Source organism: Acinetobacter sp., from assembly GCF_049284435.1.
Classification (GTDB): domain Bacteria; phylum Pseudomonadota; class Gammaproteobacteria; order Pseudomonadales; family Moraxellaceae; genus Acinetobacter.
The window spans coordinates 25,449-41,868 of sequence record NZ_JBAPXX010000142.1 but is presented as its reverse complement, the minus strand read 5'-3'; the positions used below and the strand labels follow the sequence as shown (position 1 = coordinate 41,868).

Annotated in this window: 18 protein-coding genes; all 18 read left to right on the top strand. The window is 41.9% G+C overall.

The genetic code is table 11. The features are described from left to right. The first annotated feature begins 30 nt into the window (after nucleotides 1-30). The 18 genes from WAK81_RS12730 to WAK81_RS12645 all read left to right on the top strand — a co-directional run bounded on the left by WAK81_RS12730 (nucleotide 31) and on the right by WAK81_RS12645 (nucleotide 16,417). Nucleotides 31-333 carry a head-tail connector protein gene (locus WAK81_RS12730; RefSeq protein WP_422197289.1) on the top strand — a complete coding sequence of 101 codons (303 nt, stop codon included), beginning with the start codon at nucleotides 31-33 and terminating at the stop codon, nucleotides 331-333. A 1-nt stretch (nucleotide 334) separates the two neighbouring features. After that, a complete protein-coding gene (locus WAK81_RS12725; RefSeq protein ID WP_180181212.1) occupies nucleotides 335-574 on the top strand; it encodes a hypothetical protein in 240 nt (79 codons plus the stop codon). Nucleotides 575-581: 7 nt separating this feature from the next. Then, on the top strand, nucleotides 582-932 hold the full coding sequence (locus WAK81_RS12720) for a phage head closure protein (RefSeq protein WP_422197287.1): 351 nt from the start codon (nucleotides 582-584) through the stop codon (nucleotides 930-932). After that, nucleotides 923-1,351, top strand: a complete 429-nt coding sequence (locus WAK81_RS12715) for an HK97-gp10 family putative phage morphogenesis protein (protein ID WP_422197285.1) — start codon at nucleotides 923-925, stop codon at nucleotides 1,349-1,351. Before WAK81_RS12720 ends, WAK81_RS12715 begins: the two co-directional genes overlap by 10 nt. Then, on the top strand, nucleotides 1,348-1,716 hold the full coding sequence (gene gp17 / locus WAK81_RS12710; RefSeq protein WP_422197283.1) for a tail completion protein gp17: 369 nt from the start codon (nucleotides 1,348-1,350) through the stop codon (nucleotides 1,714-1,716). Before WAK81_RS12715 ends, gp17 begins: the two co-directional genes overlap by 4 nt. A 54-nt stretch (nucleotides 1,717-1,770) precedes the next feature. Then, entirely contained in the window at nucleotides 1,771-2,307 is a 537-nt protein-coding gene (locus WAK81_RS12705) for a phage tail tube protein (protein WP_422197281.1), read from the top strand. Nucleotides 2,308-2,380: 73 nt separating this feature from the next. Beyond that, nucleotides 2,381-2,911 carry a phage tail assembly chaperone family protein, TAC gene (locus WAK81_RS12700; protein ID WP_422197279.1) on the top strand — a complete coding sequence of 177 codons (531 nt, stop codon included), beginning with the start codon at nucleotides 2,381-2,383 and terminating at the stop codon, nucleotides 2,909-2,911. A gap of 8 nt (nucleotides 2,912-2,919) precedes the next feature. Then, the gene (locus tag WAK81_RS12695; RefSeq protein WP_157980311.1) at nucleotides 2,920-3,069 is read left to right on the top strand and encodes a hypothetical protein; all 150 of its coding nucleotides are present in this window, start codon (nucleotides 2,920-2,922) and stop codon (nucleotides 3,067-3,069) included. Nucleotides 3,070-3,137: 68 nt separating this feature from the next. After that, nucleotides 3,138-3,680 carry a hypothetical protein gene (locus WAK81_RS12690; protein WP_422197277.1) on the top strand — a complete coding sequence of 181 codons (543 nt, stop codon included), beginning with the start codon at nucleotides 3,138-3,140 and terminating at the stop codon, nucleotides 3,678-3,680. A gap of 59 nt (nucleotides 3,681-3,739) precedes the next feature. Beyond that, nucleotides 3,740-7,624, top strand: a complete 3,885-nt coding sequence (locus tag WAK81_RS12685; protein ID WP_422197274.1) for a tape measure protein — start codon at nucleotides 3,740-3,742, stop codon at nucleotides 7,622-7,624. Between the two features lie 41 nt (nucleotides 7,625-7,665). Then, the gene (locus WAK81_RS12680) at nucleotides 7,666-8,877 is read left to right on the top strand and encodes a hypothetical protein (protein ID WP_422197272.1); all 1,212 of its coding nucleotides are present in this window, start codon (nucleotides 7,666-7,668) and stop codon (nucleotides 8,875-8,877) included. Continuing rightward, a complete protein-coding gene (locus WAK81_RS12675) occupies nucleotides 8,877-9,794 on the top strand; it encodes a phage BR0599 family protein (RefSeq protein WP_422197270.1) in 918 nt (305 codons plus the stop codon). Before WAK81_RS12680 ends, WAK81_RS12675 begins: the two co-directional genes overlap by 1 nt. Nucleotides 9,795-9,801: 7 nt before the next feature. Continuing rightward, nucleotides 9,802-12,954, top strand: a complete 3,153-nt coding sequence (locus WAK81_RS12670) for a hypothetical protein (RefSeq protein ID WP_422197268.1) — start codon at nucleotides 9,802-9,804, stop codon at nucleotides 12,952-12,954. Beyond that, nucleotides 12,954-13,682, top strand: coding sequence for a leucine-rich repeat domain-containing protein (locus WAK81_RS12665; RefSeq protein ID WP_422197266.1), 729 nt, complete (start codon nucleotides 12,954-12,956; stop codon nucleotides 13,680-13,682). The genes WAK81_RS12670 and WAK81_RS12665 overlap by 1 nt, the downstream gene beginning before the upstream one ends. Before the next feature lie 44 nt (nucleotides 13,683-13,726). Continuing rightward, the gene (locus tag WAK81_RS12660; RefSeq protein ID WP_422197264.1) at nucleotides 13,727-14,296 is read left to right on the top strand and encodes a hypothetical protein; all 570 of its coding nucleotides are present in this window, start codon (nucleotides 13,727-13,729) and stop codon (nucleotides 14,294-14,296) included. Beyond that, nucleotides 14,283-15,032: an N-acetylmuramoyl-L-alanine amidase gene (locus tag WAK81_RS12655; RefSeq protein ID WP_422197262.1), complete on the top strand. Its 750-nt coding sequence runs from the start codon at nucleotides 14,283-14,285 to the stop codon at nucleotides 15,030-15,032. The genes WAK81_RS12660 and WAK81_RS12655 overlap by 14 nt, the downstream gene beginning before the upstream one ends. After that, a complete protein-coding gene (locus WAK81_RS12650; protein ID WP_422197260.1) occupies nucleotides 15,032-15,295 on the top strand; it encodes a hypothetical protein in 264 nt (87 codons plus the stop codon). The genes WAK81_RS12655 and WAK81_RS12650 overlap by 1 nt, the downstream gene beginning before the upstream one ends. 477 nt (nucleotides 15,296-15,772) lie before the next feature. Then, on the top strand, nucleotides 15,773-16,417 hold the full coding sequence (locus tag WAK81_RS12645) for a hypothetical protein (protein ID WP_422197258.1): 645 nt from the start codon (nucleotides 15,773-15,775) through the stop codon (nucleotides 16,415-16,417). Nucleotides 16,418-16,420 lie beyond the last annotated feature (3 nt).

Here is a 16,420-nt window from a genome sequence, read left to right as displayed (position 1 = left end):
CTCTTTTTCCGTCAAAAAAAGGCTATTTTCATGAGCGAAGAACTGGTCACACTTGAAAGCGCAAAGTTTCAATTGCGTGTGCTGCACAATCGTGAAGATGCACATATCCAATTGCTCATTAAAGCAGCTTTAAAACATATCGAAAACTTCCTGGATAAACCACTGTCAGATGTTTGTGTAGATGGTGCGCTGCCTGAAGATCTGCAATATGCAGCCCTGCTGATTATTGGTGATTTATATAACAACCGTGAAGCTCAAATGGTTGGGACCATTATTGCCATCAATAAAACCCTAGAAAACTTGATGATGCCTTACCGCAAAATGGGAATTTAATATGCCGAGAACATTTTTAGAAAGATTCGGATGTTCAACTGCCGCTGTATTGGCAGATGTCGTAAATAAGTATGCAGAGCGCAAAGGTTTAGAAATTTTAAGCATTAGCATAAATGTGGATAAAGAAGCCCGCTACCGTTATGAAGCGATCGTTTTATTTGAAAAACCTTTAAATGTTGAATTTTCATTTGAACCAGATCCAAATGATAAAGGTTCAAACCCAGAGTTGATGACAGGGTAGGTGAACCATGAGAACAGGACAGCTTAATCACTTCCTCACCATTCAGCGTGAACATTCTACTCGTGCAACTGATGGATCTGGAGACCGGACCAAAAGCTGGAAGAAAGAATTTGATGTGTGGGGTGATATTGATGCACTCAGTGGCCGCGATTACATCGCAGCAAAATCACAGCAAACCATGATCAGCCATCGTATCAGTATTCGTTACTCAGATATTCCGCCTGGCTTTGAATGGCCAGGTTGCCGGATTGAATCTGAAGGCGTGACCTACAAAATTAATGCTGCCTTACCAGATAATCAAAATGGCAAACAATGGATCACATTGATGTGTGAATCAGGGAGTGCGATATGGGTATAAAGGGATTAGATGAAGCCATTGAAAATATGGCTAAACTGCGTCGTGGTACCCAAAACAAGATTGTCGCAAAAGCCTTACGTAAGGGTATGGTACCAGTACGTGAGGAAGCAAAAAGAAATGCCAAGCAAATTGATGATCCTGAAACCCGGGAAAAGATCTGGCGCAACATACGCATCCAAAAGAAAAAGAAATTGGCCAAAGGTGAAATCGGCTATGGAGTGGGTGTATCCGGTGGTGGCAGAAAAGGGGGGAAAGGTCCGGGTTTCGATACTTTTTACTGGTGGTTTGTCGAACTGGGCACATCTAAAGTGGCCGCTGATCCTTTCATGCGTCGGGCATTTGAAGCAAAAAAAGCAGAAGCAGAACAAATTGCAGCAGAAGAAATTAAGCAAGGGATATATCAGGAGCTGAGCAGATGATTATATTGCCACTTGAAGAGCTTTGCCAAAAAGATCCCTTACTGGTTCAGTTATTGTCAGATCGGGACGGGCTTAAGCTATTCGAGTTTGATCCAGATATTAATGTTAAAACACCTTATGCCACCTGGCAGATCATTCATGCAGCAGGTGACGAAAACCTTTCTGGTGTATCAGAAATGGATGAAGTACTCCTGCAAATCGATATTTACGGAAAAAATAAGGCTGAAAATCGCCAGATTGCAAAACTGATCCGTAAAGCGATTGAGCAAGACTGCCAAGTTGAAAACTTCACCGGAAATATACGTGAACCAGATACTGACCTGTTCCGGATCAGTCTGGATACCAGATGGTTTGAAGAATCTTAAATAATCATACGTGACCGCCCGTTTTGGCGGTTTTCTTTTTTTGGAGTAAAAAATATGGCTCGTCGTACACAAGGCAGCGCGATGTGGATGGTGGTTTCTAAAACCTCTGATCCAGCAACATTCGAACTGATTAAGATCGGTGCACCTAAAGATCATAAACCAGGAACCGATACCAAAGAAAAGCTGGAAATTACCGATCTTGAGGAAGAGTATTCTAAAAAGTATATGGATGGTGGAGGCTTATCTGATACTGGTACAGCAACGTTTTCAATTCTTGCAGATCCGAAAAATCCTGCACATCAGCGTTTATTCAGCATGGTGGCATCTGGTGAAAGTGCAACATTTATCCAGGGCTGGCCAGGTGAAAAACGTGGTTCGGTTGCTCACATTGTGCCAGAAGTGGATGAAGATACAGGTGTAATCACTTTAAGCAACCAGCGTACCTGGACCAAATACAAGGCTTATGTAGACAGCTTCCCGCTGGATATTGATGCAAACAGTGTTGTTCAGACAACTGTCACTTTACAGCGACAGACTGCTCCAGAATGGGTTTGGGAAACTGAAGCACCTCAAGCACCAGTTGTACCTTAATTTAATTCAATTTAAAGACCCTGCTTTCGAGTGGGGTTTTTATTTCATTCTCAAAAAATAAAACGGGAAAATCATGAAGAAATTAAATCCACTTGAACTGAAAAAACACGTTGATGAAACCAATGCCCAGCGAGCAATTCTGAAAGACATTGTTTTTGTAGAAAATGGCGTTGAAGTTGTTGGCGAGATTTATGTAAAAAAGGTCAGTTATAAAGACCTGCGTGAAATTGAAAAGTCCTTTAACTGGTTACCGGATGAAGAAGATCCTGGAATGCTGACCCTGCAGGATATTGATGAACTGCGTCTGCGTTCTGCTCAGATCCTTGCCACAGTCTGTGTGGACGAAAAAGGCACCCCATTCTTTAAAGATATTGATGAAGTCCTGCATTCCTATATGAACATGTGTAAGGCAATGTGGTCCGTATCCAATGAAGTCAACTTATTTGTGGGAAAGTTGACGACGAAGAGTTCGATGAAAACGAAATCTTCGCGGAACTCGCGATCCAAGGCATCTGCGGAAACAGCATTGAATCCGTCCGAAACAACATCACTCAATGGGAATTTGCCTACTGGCGAGAATACCGGAGACGACGCGGAAGCCTGAATTGGGGCTTGCGCTTTGAAGAAGTTCTGGCACAGCTAAAGTTGATGTTTGCACAGTCTAAAGGTGCTGAAAATCCAGATATTTACAATTATTTGCCGCATTTTGATAAGCCTGAACTCTCTGCACGTGAAGCCTATGAGCAGTTTTGGAAGGAATGATCAAAGAAATTTGAATTTCCTTCCTTTAGATGGTTATATTCTAAGCTCTTATAATTAAGGGGTAGAATGTGAATAAACTGATAATATCTTCGTTAGTTTTCTTGCTGGCAGCATGTTCACCAGAGGCAAGTATTAAAAGTTTCACAAAAGCGCATGTAAATGTCAGTAGCTTTGATGGAACTAAAGAAGTTTATGCACAGCCAATGTATGTGTTTGCAAATTCCGGTTTTCATGCAGCACCAATAACTATTGGTGCTAGATGGACAGAAAAGGTTAAGGATTATGTGGTTGTTGAAGTCGTGATTAGGGATGATTATGTAAATATTGATTCCCTATATTTCAATATTGATGGCGTTATTAAACAATATAAAGCTTTACCCACTATGACCAAATTAACACCTCCTGATAGAAATACGCTAGCACCTAGACTAAGTTCACGTGGTTTTATGATTAAGCTAGAAGATATTGAAAAATTGAAAAACTCTAAAGTTGCAAAAATCAAAGTAACCACTATTTCTGATGGCTATCTAGAGGGTGATCTGGTTAAAAAAGATAAGTTTTCACCAGGTGCAAGAAGCTTAATTAATGTTTTTGACCAAGTTATAAATTAATTTATTAGATTGAATATACCACCCAAAAGGGTGGTTTTTTTATACCTGGAGTTTTGTGTATGTCTAAGTCAATCGGTGTTTTAACACTGGATCTGGTGGCACGTACTGTTGAGTTCGACCGTAATTTGCAGCGTTCACAGCAACAGACCAGAACTTCGGGTACTGCTATGGCCGCTGATTTACAGCGTGTTGAAGTCCAAGCGGGTAATACTGGCGAAGCCTTTGTTGCAATGGGTAACAAAGTAAAAGCTGCAGCAGCTGCATACATTGCTGGGAACCTGATTAAGCAGGCTGATGATTACACCCAGATGGCAGCACGTGTAAGAAATGCCACTTCCAGCCTGTCTGAATATCAGATGGTTCAGGAACATTTGTACCAGACTGCCCAAGGTACATACCGTAACTTGGCTGAAGCTCAGGAAGTTTTTCTTGCCAGTTTTGGTGGGCTAAAAGAGGCGGGTTATAACACTCAGCAGATTCTGGCTATTACCGACTCACTTAGCTATTCCTATGTCCATAATGCAGCATCGGCTGATAAGGCCCGAGCAGCAACTGATGCCTATGGCAAAGTGATCGATAAAAACCGTGTTGAAGCTGATGCCTGGTATTCGCTGATTGCAGCTGTTCCAAACCTAATTAACGATATTGAATCCGCGACTGATAAAAAAGCTAAACAAATCCGAGAATTAGGTGCTGCAGGTAAGCTGGCAGCCAGTGATTTGCATGCAGGTTTATTGAAATCACGTGATTCCAATAAAGCGCTTGCTGACAGCATGGCAAATAGCCTAACCGATGGGATACAGAAAGCTACAAATGCCATGGTACGCTTTACTGGTGAGCTGAATATGCAGTATGGCGCAACCGCCAAAGCTGCAGGTGTGTTTGGCTATATGGCTGACAATATTGAAGTGATTGCAGGTGGAGCAATTGTGGCAGCTTCTGGGGCATTAATGACGGCATCAGCACGAAAGGTCGTTGCCTGGAAAGCAGAAATTGCTACTGGTATTGCTGCACGTCAAGCCACACTGGCCCAAGCTGAAGCACAAATGCAGGCGCTGGCTGCTGAGTCCTTACGCATGCGTCAGCAGGCTGCATTGGCAGCGACTGAAGTTAATTTGGCCCGTGCAGAATACAATGCCGCTACTTCAGCAAGTGCACGTGCAGTTGCAGTACAGCGTCTTACTTCTGCAGAAATTGCTTTGAATATTGCAACTAAGGCTAGTACTCAAGCGACTGCAGCGTATACAGGTGCCCAGACTACAGCAGCAGCTGCGACAACAGGTCTGGCACGTGCCAAAGCAATGGCCTTGGGTGTGCTTGGTGGACCGGTTGGTTTAGGTGTGACGGTTGCGACTGTGGCAGCTGGCTACCTGTTGTTTAGTGACAATGCCAAAGAAAATACCCAGTCTTTGCGGGAAAACAATGTTTCTGTGGATGATGCGATTGCCAAATATCGTGAGCTAGAGGAAGTTCAACAAGCTGGGCAAATGGTCAAAGAGCGTAATAAGCTTGAGGAACTTGAAAAGCAGTACAAACAGACTGAAACAGCCATGTCCATGTATGCCACTGGTATGGATCGTGCCAATGATTTTGTCAGCCAGTCACAGATTGAGCTGGAGAAGTTATTTAAGGAGTATAAGAAAACCGGTGACTTAAAAGCCTTTACTTTGTCTGTGCAGGAAAATGGCAAGATCAGTCAGTCTTCTAAGGACAAAGTTGCAGAAATGGCAACCAAGGTTTATGACGCTGGTAAGGCTGCCAAAGATCAAAAACAATATATTGATCAGATTAGTGGCAGCGTGAAAAAAGTCGGTGATCAGGCGAAGCAGTCTGCTGCTGAAGTAACTGGAATGACAAGTGAACTGGAAAAACTTTTAAACCAAGGCAAGTCCGATACTTTCAAAAACAACTATCTTGCTGACATGGTCGGTAAATATAACTTCGATCCGAAATATGCAGAAATGTTATTTGCGGCCCGTAAAGCTAGTGGCTTAAAAGGAAATCAGGCGCTTCCTGCTGAAGTTTATCAAGACTTGCGAAAACAGTTTGAATCTGAACAGCGCTTAAATGGCCTTCTTGATGAGCGTAACAAGAAGCTGAAAGCTGAAGAAAATCAACTTGTGGTTAATGCCAAGGTTCGTGCACTTGCGGTTAAGTATGATATTTCTTCAAAAGAGGCGGCAGCTGGTATACCTCAAGGCTTGATTTCTGCAATGTTGATGCAAGAAAGCAGGGGGGACACTTATCGAAAAGGCAAACTGCTTACGTCTCCTGCAGGTGCTCAAGGTGTAGCACAGTTCATGCCTGCCACGGCAAAACAATATGGTGTCAATGTTCGAAGTGAAGAGTCTAGTATTAAAGGCATGATCGCTTTTGTAGGAGACTTGCTTAAGAAGTATGACGGCAATATTGAAAAAGCCATCATGGCATATAATGCTGGACCAGGTAATGTCGATTCAGGCAAAGCTTATAGTTTCAAGGAAACGAAAGGATATCTAAAAAATATCCTGGGCTATATGGCGGGTGAGTCTGGTTTTTCTGTTAATGACATCAAGAAATCAGCCAATGATTTTCTGAAAATTCAGGAAGAACAGGCCGAGATGCGCAAGCAGCTTGAGCTTGATGTGGCAAATGAAGTCACCCGTATCCGTTCCGATCTGACCGACAAGATCAGTGAAATTGAAAAGGCAGGCTTTGGGCCTGAACGTCAAAAAGAACTGATTGCTGAACATACTGCTCGGGCTGAAAATGAAATTGCTGTACAAGAGCAAGCATTAAAAACCCGACTGGATGACTACAGCAGTTATTTGCTCACTGAAGAAGAGTTGATCAAGCAAAGTTATGCACGTCGCCAGTTCGATGTGCAGCATGATTTGAGCCTAACCAAAGCCCAGCGTTTGCAAGCATCCGAAGCCTTGCGTAAGCAGATGGTTTATGAGCTGGATCAAAACCGTATTGCTGAAGAAAAAGATTTGCTGCAGATCCGCAAGAAATGGATCAGTTCTGCTGAATATGCTTCTCAGTATTATCAGCTGGTACGTGATGAGATCGAGTCGACCGCAAGCTATACACCTAATCAGAAAGCTATGCTGTTACAACAGTCGCAGTTTGAATATGATGAAGAGCGGGATACTGTTGATCAGGATTACCGTAGGGCAGTAGGTGGTGATGTAGATACTGCTCGGGATGAACGTTTTAAAGATGAGCAGAATGCAATCCTTAAAGCCTATGAGTGGGAGCGAATTACCTTAGAGCAATATCGTGCAGATATGCTCATGGTTGAACAACGTTACTACAATGCTAAGGCTCAATTGGGTCTTGAATCCATGGCCGGCATGATGGGTGGCTGGTCGGATGTATTCAAAAACGTCTTAGGTGAATCATCTGGTTTTTATCATGCAGCTTTTGCTTTGGAGAAAAGTTTTGCAGTAGCCAAAGCAACGCTGAACGCGCCTTTGGTCTATACCCAGACGTATGCTGCTTTATCAGGTATTCCGCTGATTGGTCCATACATTGCACAACCTGCTGCAATTGCTGCTGCAGGTTTGCAAATTGCCCAGGCAGCAACAGCTGGTAGTGTGGCATTTGCAACGGGTGGTCTGGTTCGTGGCCCTGGTACCGGTACCAGTGATTCAATTCCTGCACGTTTGTCTGATTATGAGTATGTGGTAAAGGCTTCTTCGGTACAAAAGATTGGTGCATCTAATCTGGATTACATCAACCGTACTGGCCAGCTGCCGCAACAAAGTAATGCTTTGGTGCCGAATGTAGGTAGTGGATTGCAATCAGTGCAGCCTACAGCTACAGCACCACAGGTCATTGATAACCAGTTATCAGTAATTATGGTCAAAGATATGGATGAGGCTAAGAACTACAAGTCATCAAAGGAGTTTGAAAAAGCGGTTCTTTACCACATGAAACGAAATCGTAATGCTCTTGCATAAGCTCACTTCGGTGGGCTTTTCTTTTATCTCATGAGGACAAAATGAAAGTACAAACCAAATATGGTGATGCAGTTGTATTGGCACAATGTCCTTTACTCACCTCTACTGAACGTCTGGAATGGCTGACTGAAGTGCATGAAAGCTTTGGTGGTGAGGAAATTCGTCATCCTTTACGTGATGCTCCGCGTCAGGTACTGAAATTTGAATACACTGCATTCAAAAAAACATTGGGCGATATGTTTCATATGCTTTGGGCACATATGAGTGATCTTTGGGCCATTCCATTGAAACAGATCTCTTTGGCGGTACCAGATACAGATGGTGATTTCATCCTGTTTGATACAGCAAATTTGGCCACTCATTTATTTGTGGGCGGGTATGCACTGATTGAAACATCTGCTGAGCAGCATGTGGTAGAGATCACCGATATCGGGCGCTATGTGATTATTCAGGAGGAGATCCGGGACCCGGATACAGATGAAATTATCCAGGAACTGGAAACTGAATATCAGGACGGCTTTCGTATTTCAAAAGAAATTAATGTGCTGGATGCAAAAATTTCACCTTTGCGTATTTGTGAGCTGACAGATGATATCAACTTAACGGTCCGCAATAAGATGGTGAATTACGGGATTGAGTTTCATGTCCTGGCAGAAGATTCACCAAATTATGAAGCAATCGCTCCAGTACAATACCAGGGCTTTGATTTTTACAGCATTCCATTGTTGCTGGATGGGACATCTTTAGGGATGCGACTGCATAAACAACAGACTCGTGTTGATGGGGATGTGGGCGGTTTTAAAACATATAGTCACTGGAAAAAACCTCGCTATGAAAAAAAGCTGAACAGCTTCATTTTTTCAAAACAGCACTATCTGGATTATTACCAATTTCTGTACAGACGTTCAGGCCGGTACCGCGAGTTTTGGCAGCCATTGTTTGAAAAACATTTAAACGTGTTGAATACCGGTTTTGTCGGCACAGTTTTAAACATAGATACCAAATTCATCGTTGAGGCAGATCGGAAGCATGTTGCAGTAAAAAAAATAGACGGGACCTGGTCTGCTCATGAAATTACCCAAAAAACGGCAAATTATTTCACGGTTTCACCTGCGATTAATTTGCAGCGGAACCAGATTAAATCCATCTGCTATTTAGGCTTATATCGTTTTGATTCAGATCATATTGAATTTCAGTTTTTAGGGGTGGGGCGAGCACGTACCAGTGTTCAAACTGTGGAGATTAATACCTGATGGCACGTTCAGAACTTTATCAATTTAAGCATGGGGACAAGCAATGGTTTTTCACCAGCGCACGTAAAGCGATTACTCACAATGCAATCACCTATTACCCGGTTCGAGGTTTAAGCCGTGGAAATATTGAAGATGCAGATATTGATAAGTGTGAAGTCGAGCTGACTTTTCCGCATCCATATCCACTATTCAATGATGCAGATGACAGCTTTACCCAGGTGTTCTTAAACAAGATTTATCTGGAATCAGTGTATTTCACCCTGATTGAGCTGGATGGATCTGAATCACTGGTGTTGTTTAAAGGCCGGGTGACGCAGCCAAAATTCGATGACCGTGATAATACCATGACGCTGGTCTGCTCGACTGCAGAAAGCTTTATGCGTCGCAAGATTTTAACTCGAAAATATCAGCGCACGTGCATGAATAACATTTACGACAAGTTTTGTGGTTTGGATTTTAACGAATGGTCGTTTGAAGTGACTGTAACTGCAATCGACGGCTTAAATGTTTCCTACACAGTAAACCCGACTCAAGTTGTGGATGAAAGCGGCAATCCTGTTTTTGAGCAAGTACCTGTACTAGATGAATTTGGCGATCCCGTTTTAGATGGACAAGGCAACCCGACATACACGAATGGCGATCCAGTAATGGAAGTTAAAACTTATCCTGCGGGATGGCTCAATCGCGGTGTACTGCAAAAAGATGGTGTCTACACATTCATCATTAACAGTGGAAGTAATAGCTCTCGACTCTATCGTCAGCATATCGGCTTGGAAGTAGGTGACGTGGTGCGAGTCGCACCTGGTTGTGACCAATCGCACAAAACCTGTCACGAGAAGTTTAATAATCATTTGCGCTATGGCGGGCATCCGAATATGCCGACTGAGAATCCACTAGAAACACAAATTATTAAGTGAGTCAGCAATGAACGTAGAAGCTATTTTGGCGAATTATGATTTTTCGCAAGTTCAAGTTTTAAAATCTATTGCGCCATTATTGTTGGCAGGCTTAATTGTTGGTGCAATTTCTCTTGCAGTCGGTATCTACACATTTCTGCAAATGCGCAAAATGCAGAAGAAAAACCGCCCAAAACCGAATCAGATTGACGGCACAATTGCGGATGAAGGTGTGTCTTTTTGCGACATTGCTGGAAGCCCACACATCCATCCAAATATCACGGATTTATGGAACAAAAAAAGCGAGGCAATTAAGCAAAAGTCAGGTGGCTTTTTAGGGATTGGCAAGTCATCACAAGTCACTGGATACCGTTATTACACAAGCTTTGCAGCGTTTATTGGCAATCGCATTGAGAAATTTATTGCGATTAATTTTGATAATCGCGGCTGGATTGCGCATGACCCGAAAAAACACCCTTTTAATATGCTGCCAGTGAATAAGCCGAGCTTATTTGGGCAGGATGCGGGCGGTGTGGTTGGAATTATCGACCTTGAATTTGGCTATCCGCAGCCACAGCAAAACCTAGCATATAAGCAGCATTTCGACTTGGTTTCTGCGTATCCGTATCAGTCTTATTTGGTATTTCGTGGCAATACAATTGATCAGCCATTTTATTTCGGCAACTCAAACTACATGAAAGAGATGTTGCTGTGGGTGAAGCGTACACGAGTTAGAAATGATGGGCAGGGGCAGTGGTATGAAGTGCGTGGGGATGGGGCGATTGTTTGTGAGATAGGTGCTTTCCAAGGCGGATCTGTGGAGGGTGTCGAACCTTTCAGCATATTCGAGGAGATAAGCTGGTATAGAACCGGGGATAGTGGTAATGATCAGGATATTGTAGATATTGACCTGGAGTACCCTGATAAAAAATATTACTCAAAGATTGAGCAACCAATTCCAGCAGGCCTGGATACTGATGCGAGCTATGAATACAAGGCTGCAGCCCCACCAGAAATCCTAGTGCATGTTTGTTTTAAAATACAAAGGACTGAAGTAAATAAAACCATATTATTTTCAGGTTTGTCGATAGATGAAATCCAACAGGAATCAAATGATAAGTCTGATTTTGACGTTTACTACTGCACATTCGTTGAAGGCTTCTCTGTCTCGATACTAACAAGTGGAAATTCATCAAATTACCTTTATTCAATCCAAGATGTTTATTTTTACGACCCAAGAAGAGTCAGTGATGTTCAGTTTGAGGGTGCAGATATTAACCCAATCCATAAGATTCGCGAAATTCTCACTGATGACACAGCAATGGCAAAGCCTGAAGTTGATTTGAATGATGTAAATTTCATGAAGGCTGCGGATAGAATTTACAATGAAGGCCTAGGGATTTCATGGGCGATTGATGAAAAATCTTGTGTTGATGCAATCGAAGAACTCTGTTATCACATTGAAGCAGGCATTCGTGTAAATCGCCAAACTGGTTTGTATGAAATGGTTTTGTTTCGTGATGACTGGTTTGCTGAAGATGAGATCCACACTATTGCTGAAAACAAGATCAAGGATTTATCGCTTGAAGTCATGAATAGTGATGACATTGTGAATCAACTCAATGTTACATATTACGATAGAGAGCGCATCAAAAATTCAACTTTCTCAGTCTATGAAAACGGCTCAATTTTAACGATAGGTAAAGCGAATGCTGAATCTATTGATTTTCCATATTTTATGAATATGCGAAATGCTGAAATTGTGGCGAATTGGAAGTTGAAACAATATTCGACACCAGCGTGGAAAGGCACATTTACAACTGGATGGCGTGAAGCTCGAAAGTGGAATCGCTATGACTTGGTTGAGATTACTTGGTCTAAAAAGTGGCAAGGCACAATTTTAGCTCGAATTATGAAAATTGATTTGGGTAACGGCTTGAACAACGAAGTGATGATTGATTTTGAAGAAGTCGTGCCGTATTCGGGAGAAATGAACACAAGCATTGTGGTTGATGACTCTGCTGAAGAAAAAGCCGAACCAGCAAAGCCTGCAATTGGTGAAACTTTTGAGGCGCCTTACTACATTGCAGTCCAAAATATCGGGCAGCGCAAAATTGATGAGGAGCTTACATATAATCCAGGCGTAGGTTTTACATTCTCAACATATCGCAGACCGCAATGGAATGCGCTATATACAGAGATCACAACTATTAATGCAGACGATCCTGAAAATGGATGGGTGATTGATGGGAACGCTGAGTTTGTAACTGGTGGTCAATTTGAGCAAGTTGTATCCAAAACAGCAACGCAAATTTCAGTTAAAAATATAAACATTGAAGGTTTGTTCGGTAGTGGCGATTTAATTGTTGCAGGAACTTGGCTTGCTGGTGTTAATGGTCTATATGAATTCATGATTGTTGAATCATTCGATTCTAAAACAAACATCTTAACTGTTAAACGCGGTGCATTAGATACAATCCCAACTCAATGGGATATTAACGGATGGTTCTTTGTGTCAAATGCTGACGATGGTTTATTCTCATTAACTGAATATTCCGCAGGCGACAACGTTAGAGCGTCATCCTTAACGGTTACGCCAAGCTCCAAACTAGAGCATGTCGGCAGCTCTTTTGTGAGTATGCGCTCTCGTGCAATTCGTCCGTATCCGCCTGCCAATGTAAAAATTAATGGTGAATATTATCCAGAAACCATTATGGCGACAAATGACATTGTGTTGACTTGGCTTGGCCGAAATCGCTTGGCTAATCAGGTTATTGATTTCTATGATGCTTCGGATGATGCGGAATTAAATACAACATATTCTTATGAATTAATTTCTGAAGATGTTGTTTTAGATAGTGCAAGCGGAATAATTGGCAACACAGCGACAATTTTATCTAGCGCATTAATTCTGAATAAATCACATACATTAAAGCTGTGGTCGGTGCGTGATGGATATGATTCTTATCAAGTGTTTGAACATTCATTCTTTGTTGAGTCAGCAAGTTTAATTTTGACCGCTTCGACAGATGGCTCAAGCGTTACAGGTAATACAGTTCCGACTGCCAACATCTCTGTAAATGTGGATGAATCATTAAGTGCAAACATGAAGTTTGATGGCGCATCAATTTCAGGAAAAGCAGAACCAGGTGCAACAATCACGATTGAGGTTGAGGAATAATGGCAATTTATACAGGTGTAGCAGACGCAAACGGGGACTTTACAGTCCATTTTTCATCTAACTATACAAGCGGGCAAAAAGTCACAGTGACCGCTGAAAAAGATAGTGCGACAAAGTCGATTGAACTGCATGCACCGTCGGAAGCAGAAACCCCCGCTGGAATTTTATTCTCTGGAAGCATGGTTGATTACCCGCAAAATATAGGTGTTGTTAATCTTAGTGGGACTGTTGGGGTTATTCCCAGCTATGCTTTTTACAGAAATTTTGACTCAGCGATCGGTGCGTGGGCAACCGGGCTTATTATTGGTAATGAAGTTACAGCAATTGGGGATGGTGCATTTTACTACTGGTCTAATATCAAAAACCTTACAATTGGTACATCTGTAATTAGTATAGGTAGTGATGCATTTAATTCGATTTTAGAGGTTCTTGAAATAAAATTACCAAACTCGGTTCAAACCATTGGCTATATGTCATTTTATGGTGCATCAAAATGTAAAAAAGTTGATATTGGATCAGGTATTTTAACTATTGCCGCCTTAGCATTTCAAAATCTTGATATTTGTGAGCAATTAATATGCCGAGCAACAATACCACCCACGATTCAATCAAATACATTTCAAAACCTAAATGCGACGTGTGTTATTAAAGTCCCGGCGTCATCTGTAGCCGCATACAAAGCAAAGGCGAACTGGAAAGCTTTTGCATCCAGAATTCAAGCTATTTAATGCACCTCCGGGTGCTTTTTTATTATCAAAATTTAGGGGGCGCAATGTCGAATGACTATTCAACTGATCCACCACCGATAACCCCAAGCCAGCTTTATGCGATTTCAGACAACATTAACCAGTTGCGACAAAGCATGGAAAAATTGGCCGATGTGCCTCAAAAGATTGACCGGATGAGCATGCAGTTTGATCAGCTTCAAGAAAAGCAGCAAAGCCTTGATCACAACATGCAAAAAGTCGAGAAGAACATTGAAGATGATCTTAATAGAACAAAATCAAGTCTTCGAGATGAGATGAAGCAAATCCGTGTGGATGCTGAGGTAAGGCACAAGGAAACCGATATGCAGATCCGAGTGCTTCACGAAAGCAAAACTAAGATTGATAACACCACAAATATTGTGCGCTGGGGTGGTATCGCTTTACTTAGCGCGCTGGGATTAGCTTGGAACACCCAGACAGGTAAAACCGACACCATGGCTACTCGATCTATGGAAAACAGCCAAAAAATCCAGGTCCTTGAAAAACAATCCGATCAACTTTTAAGAACAGTTGAAGAAATCCGCAACAAACTTTATGAACGCAGTAATGTGAGAGGAAATAATGAAATTAATTAATGAAAATGCATGGCAGTATTTGTCAGTTAAGCTCCCGGCCTTGGGGGCTTTTTTATTGCTTGTCATTATCCCGGCATTGCAGTGGGCGATGGATTTTAAACTGATTCCGGTTGAATACCATGCATTCATTACCGGTGTAGTGATGGTGGGTTTGTCGTGGATCGGTAAAAAGATCTATCAACCAAATCTCCATCACAAACTTGGCTTTGTTGCGGTTACAGCTGGCCATAGCAATACTGATCCTGGTGCCGTTCGTGGATCAGACAAAGAGGCTGATTTTGTAGTTAAAGTTCGGAATGCAGTAGAACTTTACCTTTTGCGCGCTGGGCTAGTGGTCAAGACAGATGGCCAAGGTAATATTAATTTGCCATTAACCAATGCGATTCAAATCATTCGAGGCTCAAGTACAGCAATTGAATTCCATCTGAACGCATCGTCAAATCCACAGGCAAATGGTGTTGAGACGATTGCTCTACCAGAAGACAAGAAACTAGCTCAAGCGATTTCAAAAGCAATTTCAGAGGTCACAGGCAGCCGATTACGTGGCAAGGATGGTTGGATTGATCAATCTGATTCAGCACGCGGGAAACTAGGCTTTGTCTCCAATGGTGGTTTGATTGTTGAGCTTGGCTTTATTTCGAACCCTCAAGAATTTGCAGTTTTGCAAGCAAAATACTGGCTTGTTGCGAAAGCGATTGCAGATGTAATTATTAAACATGAAAAAGGGCTTAAATAATGACAGCATTAACTATTGCCAGCGCACTTTCTCCAATCGTAGATGCCTATGGCGTTGGTCGTGAAATCGTTCAAACGACTGTCAATGCGATGGATGCAGCAGAAAAGGAACGTGATTCAGGAGCTGATAAAAAGGCTTGGGTCTTGGCTTTCGTAAAATCATTCGTGGCTGATATTGGCCAAAATTGGGAACGTTGGGCGAAGGTGATTATCACATTTATTGACTTCGCAAAATCCGTATTTAACAACAAGCGATCCAATTAAGTTGTCCGCTTATTTATATGCCCTTGGTCTCCGGACTGAGGGCGTTTTTTTGTTTTCGTGCAACTATATTGCAACTATTAATTTTATTAAACTTATAAGTTATTGAATTTATATTGGTAAATGTATAGTTATTGCCAATCCATCATCGGCGCAACACTGATTCGTGGTTGAAGTTTATTTTCAATGGTGGTCAGATCAGTCATTCAAAATCACGCCTTAACGAAATGGAAGAAAGAAGAAGCAATCCATGCGATCACTCAGCGATTGGTTTTTGGCTTAAACCGGATCGGCTGACGTCGCAAAAAGAGGGCGTAATACTAGCATAAAATCAGAAAAACCACCCGGGGAACTTAAGCTAGCCCGGTAAATCCAAGGAATGAAACAAGAAATAAAATTGGAATTCCCAGTCAGGTTGGAATGGTATATTTTGATACAAGAAAGATGAATATAAAAACGCTAGAAATAAGGAGAATAATCATGTTGTTATTGGAGGAAATTTATAAAAGCCATAAAGCACAAAATTCGGCACATTTTAATTTAAGAATTCATCGTGGCTTAGGCTGGTTTAAAAAATCGCTAGACCTGGATCAGGATCTGGATTTTAAGTTTATCAGCCTGTGGATCAGCTTTCAGGCGATTTATGCAGATGAGAGCGATCTAGTTCAAGATCAGAACAAGCTGCATCAGTTTCTGGAAATGCTCTGCCAAAAGGATCTGGATCAGAAAATTAATCATATTCTCTGGGAAAAATACAACCAGCCGATCCGCTCACTCTTGGCCAATCCCTATGTGGAACAAAGCTTTTGGGATTATCGTCATCAGAAAATTAGTCTGGAAAGCTGTCAAGCTGACCTGGAAATACAGAAAAAAAATATAGAGAATGCTTTAAAAGAACGAAATTCTGTTGAAATTTTAGCTGGGATATTTCAGCGTTTATCTACCTTGCACCATCAGATAATGCAGGGTGGCGCTACGTATCACAGTTCGCTGAATTATAAATTATTAGAGGAGAGCTGCCGGATTCTGGCAGCCTTATTGCCGGTTTTTATCTGTATTTTATTAGAAAACTCACAAACTCTTGATCTGAATAAGCCTTATTATCCGGCGGCGCAAGTCAGCTAAATA

Coding starts and splice junctions, on each gene's coding strand:
- WAK81_RS12660 (WP_422197264.1), top strand. CDS start 13,727: ATGTCGAATGACTATTCAACTGATCCACCACCGATAACCCCAAGCCAG.
- WAK81_RS12675 (WP_422197270.1), top strand. CDS start 8,877: ATGGCACGTTCAGAACTTTATCAATTTAAGCATGGGGACAAGCAATGG.
- WAK81_RS12720 (WP_422197287.1), top strand. CDS start 582: ATGAGAACAGGACAGCTTAATCACTTCCTCACCATTCAGCGTGAACAT.
- WAK81_RS12685 (WP_422197274.1), top strand. CDS start 3,740: ATGTCTAAGTCAATCGGTGTTTTAACACTGGATCTGGTGGCACGTACT.
- WAK81_RS12705 (WP_422197281.1), top strand. CDS start 1,771: ATGGCTCGTCGTACACAAGGCAGCGCGATGTGGATGGTGGTTTCTAAA.
- WAK81_RS12725 (WP_180181212.1), top strand. CDS start 335: ATGCCGAGAACATTTTTAGAAAGATTCGGATGTTCAACTGCCGCTGTA.
- WAK81_RS12655 (WP_422197262.1), top strand. CDS start 14,283: ATGAAATTAATTAATGAAAATGCATGGCAGTATTTGTCAGTTAAGCTC.
- WAK81_RS12700 (WP_422197279.1), top strand. CDS start 2,381: ATGAAGAAATTAAATCCACTTGAACTGAAAAAACACGTTGATGAAACC.
- WAK81_RS12715 (WP_422197285.1), top strand. CDS start 923: ATGGGTATAAAGGGATTAGATGAAGCCATTGAAAATATGGCTAAACTG.
- WAK81_RS12670 (WP_422197268.1), top strand. CDS start 9,802: ATGAACGTAGAAGCTATTTTGGCGAATTATGATTTTTCGCAAGTTCAA.
- WAK81_RS12680 (WP_422197272.1), top strand. CDS start 7,666: ATGAAAGTACAAACCAAATATGGTGATGCAGTTGTATTGGCACAATGT.
- WAK81_RS12650 (WP_422197260.1), top strand. CDS start 15,032: ATGACAGCATTAACTATTGCCAGCGCACTTTCTCCAATCGTAGATGCC.
- WAK81_RS12645 (WP_422197258.1), top strand. CDS start 15,773: ATGTTGTTATTGGAGGAAATTTATAAAAGCCATAAAGCACAAAATTCG.
- gp17 (WP_422197283.1), top strand. CDS start 1,348: ATGATTATATTGCCACTTGAAGAGCTTTGCCAAAAAGATCCCTTACTG.
- WAK81_RS12665 (WP_422197266.1), top strand. CDS start 12,954: ATGGCAATTTATACAGGTGTAGCAGACGCAAACGGGGACTTTACAGTC.
- WAK81_RS12730 (WP_422197289.1), top strand. CDS start 31: ATGAGCGAAGAACTGGTCACACTTGAAAGCGCAAAGTTTCAATTGCGT.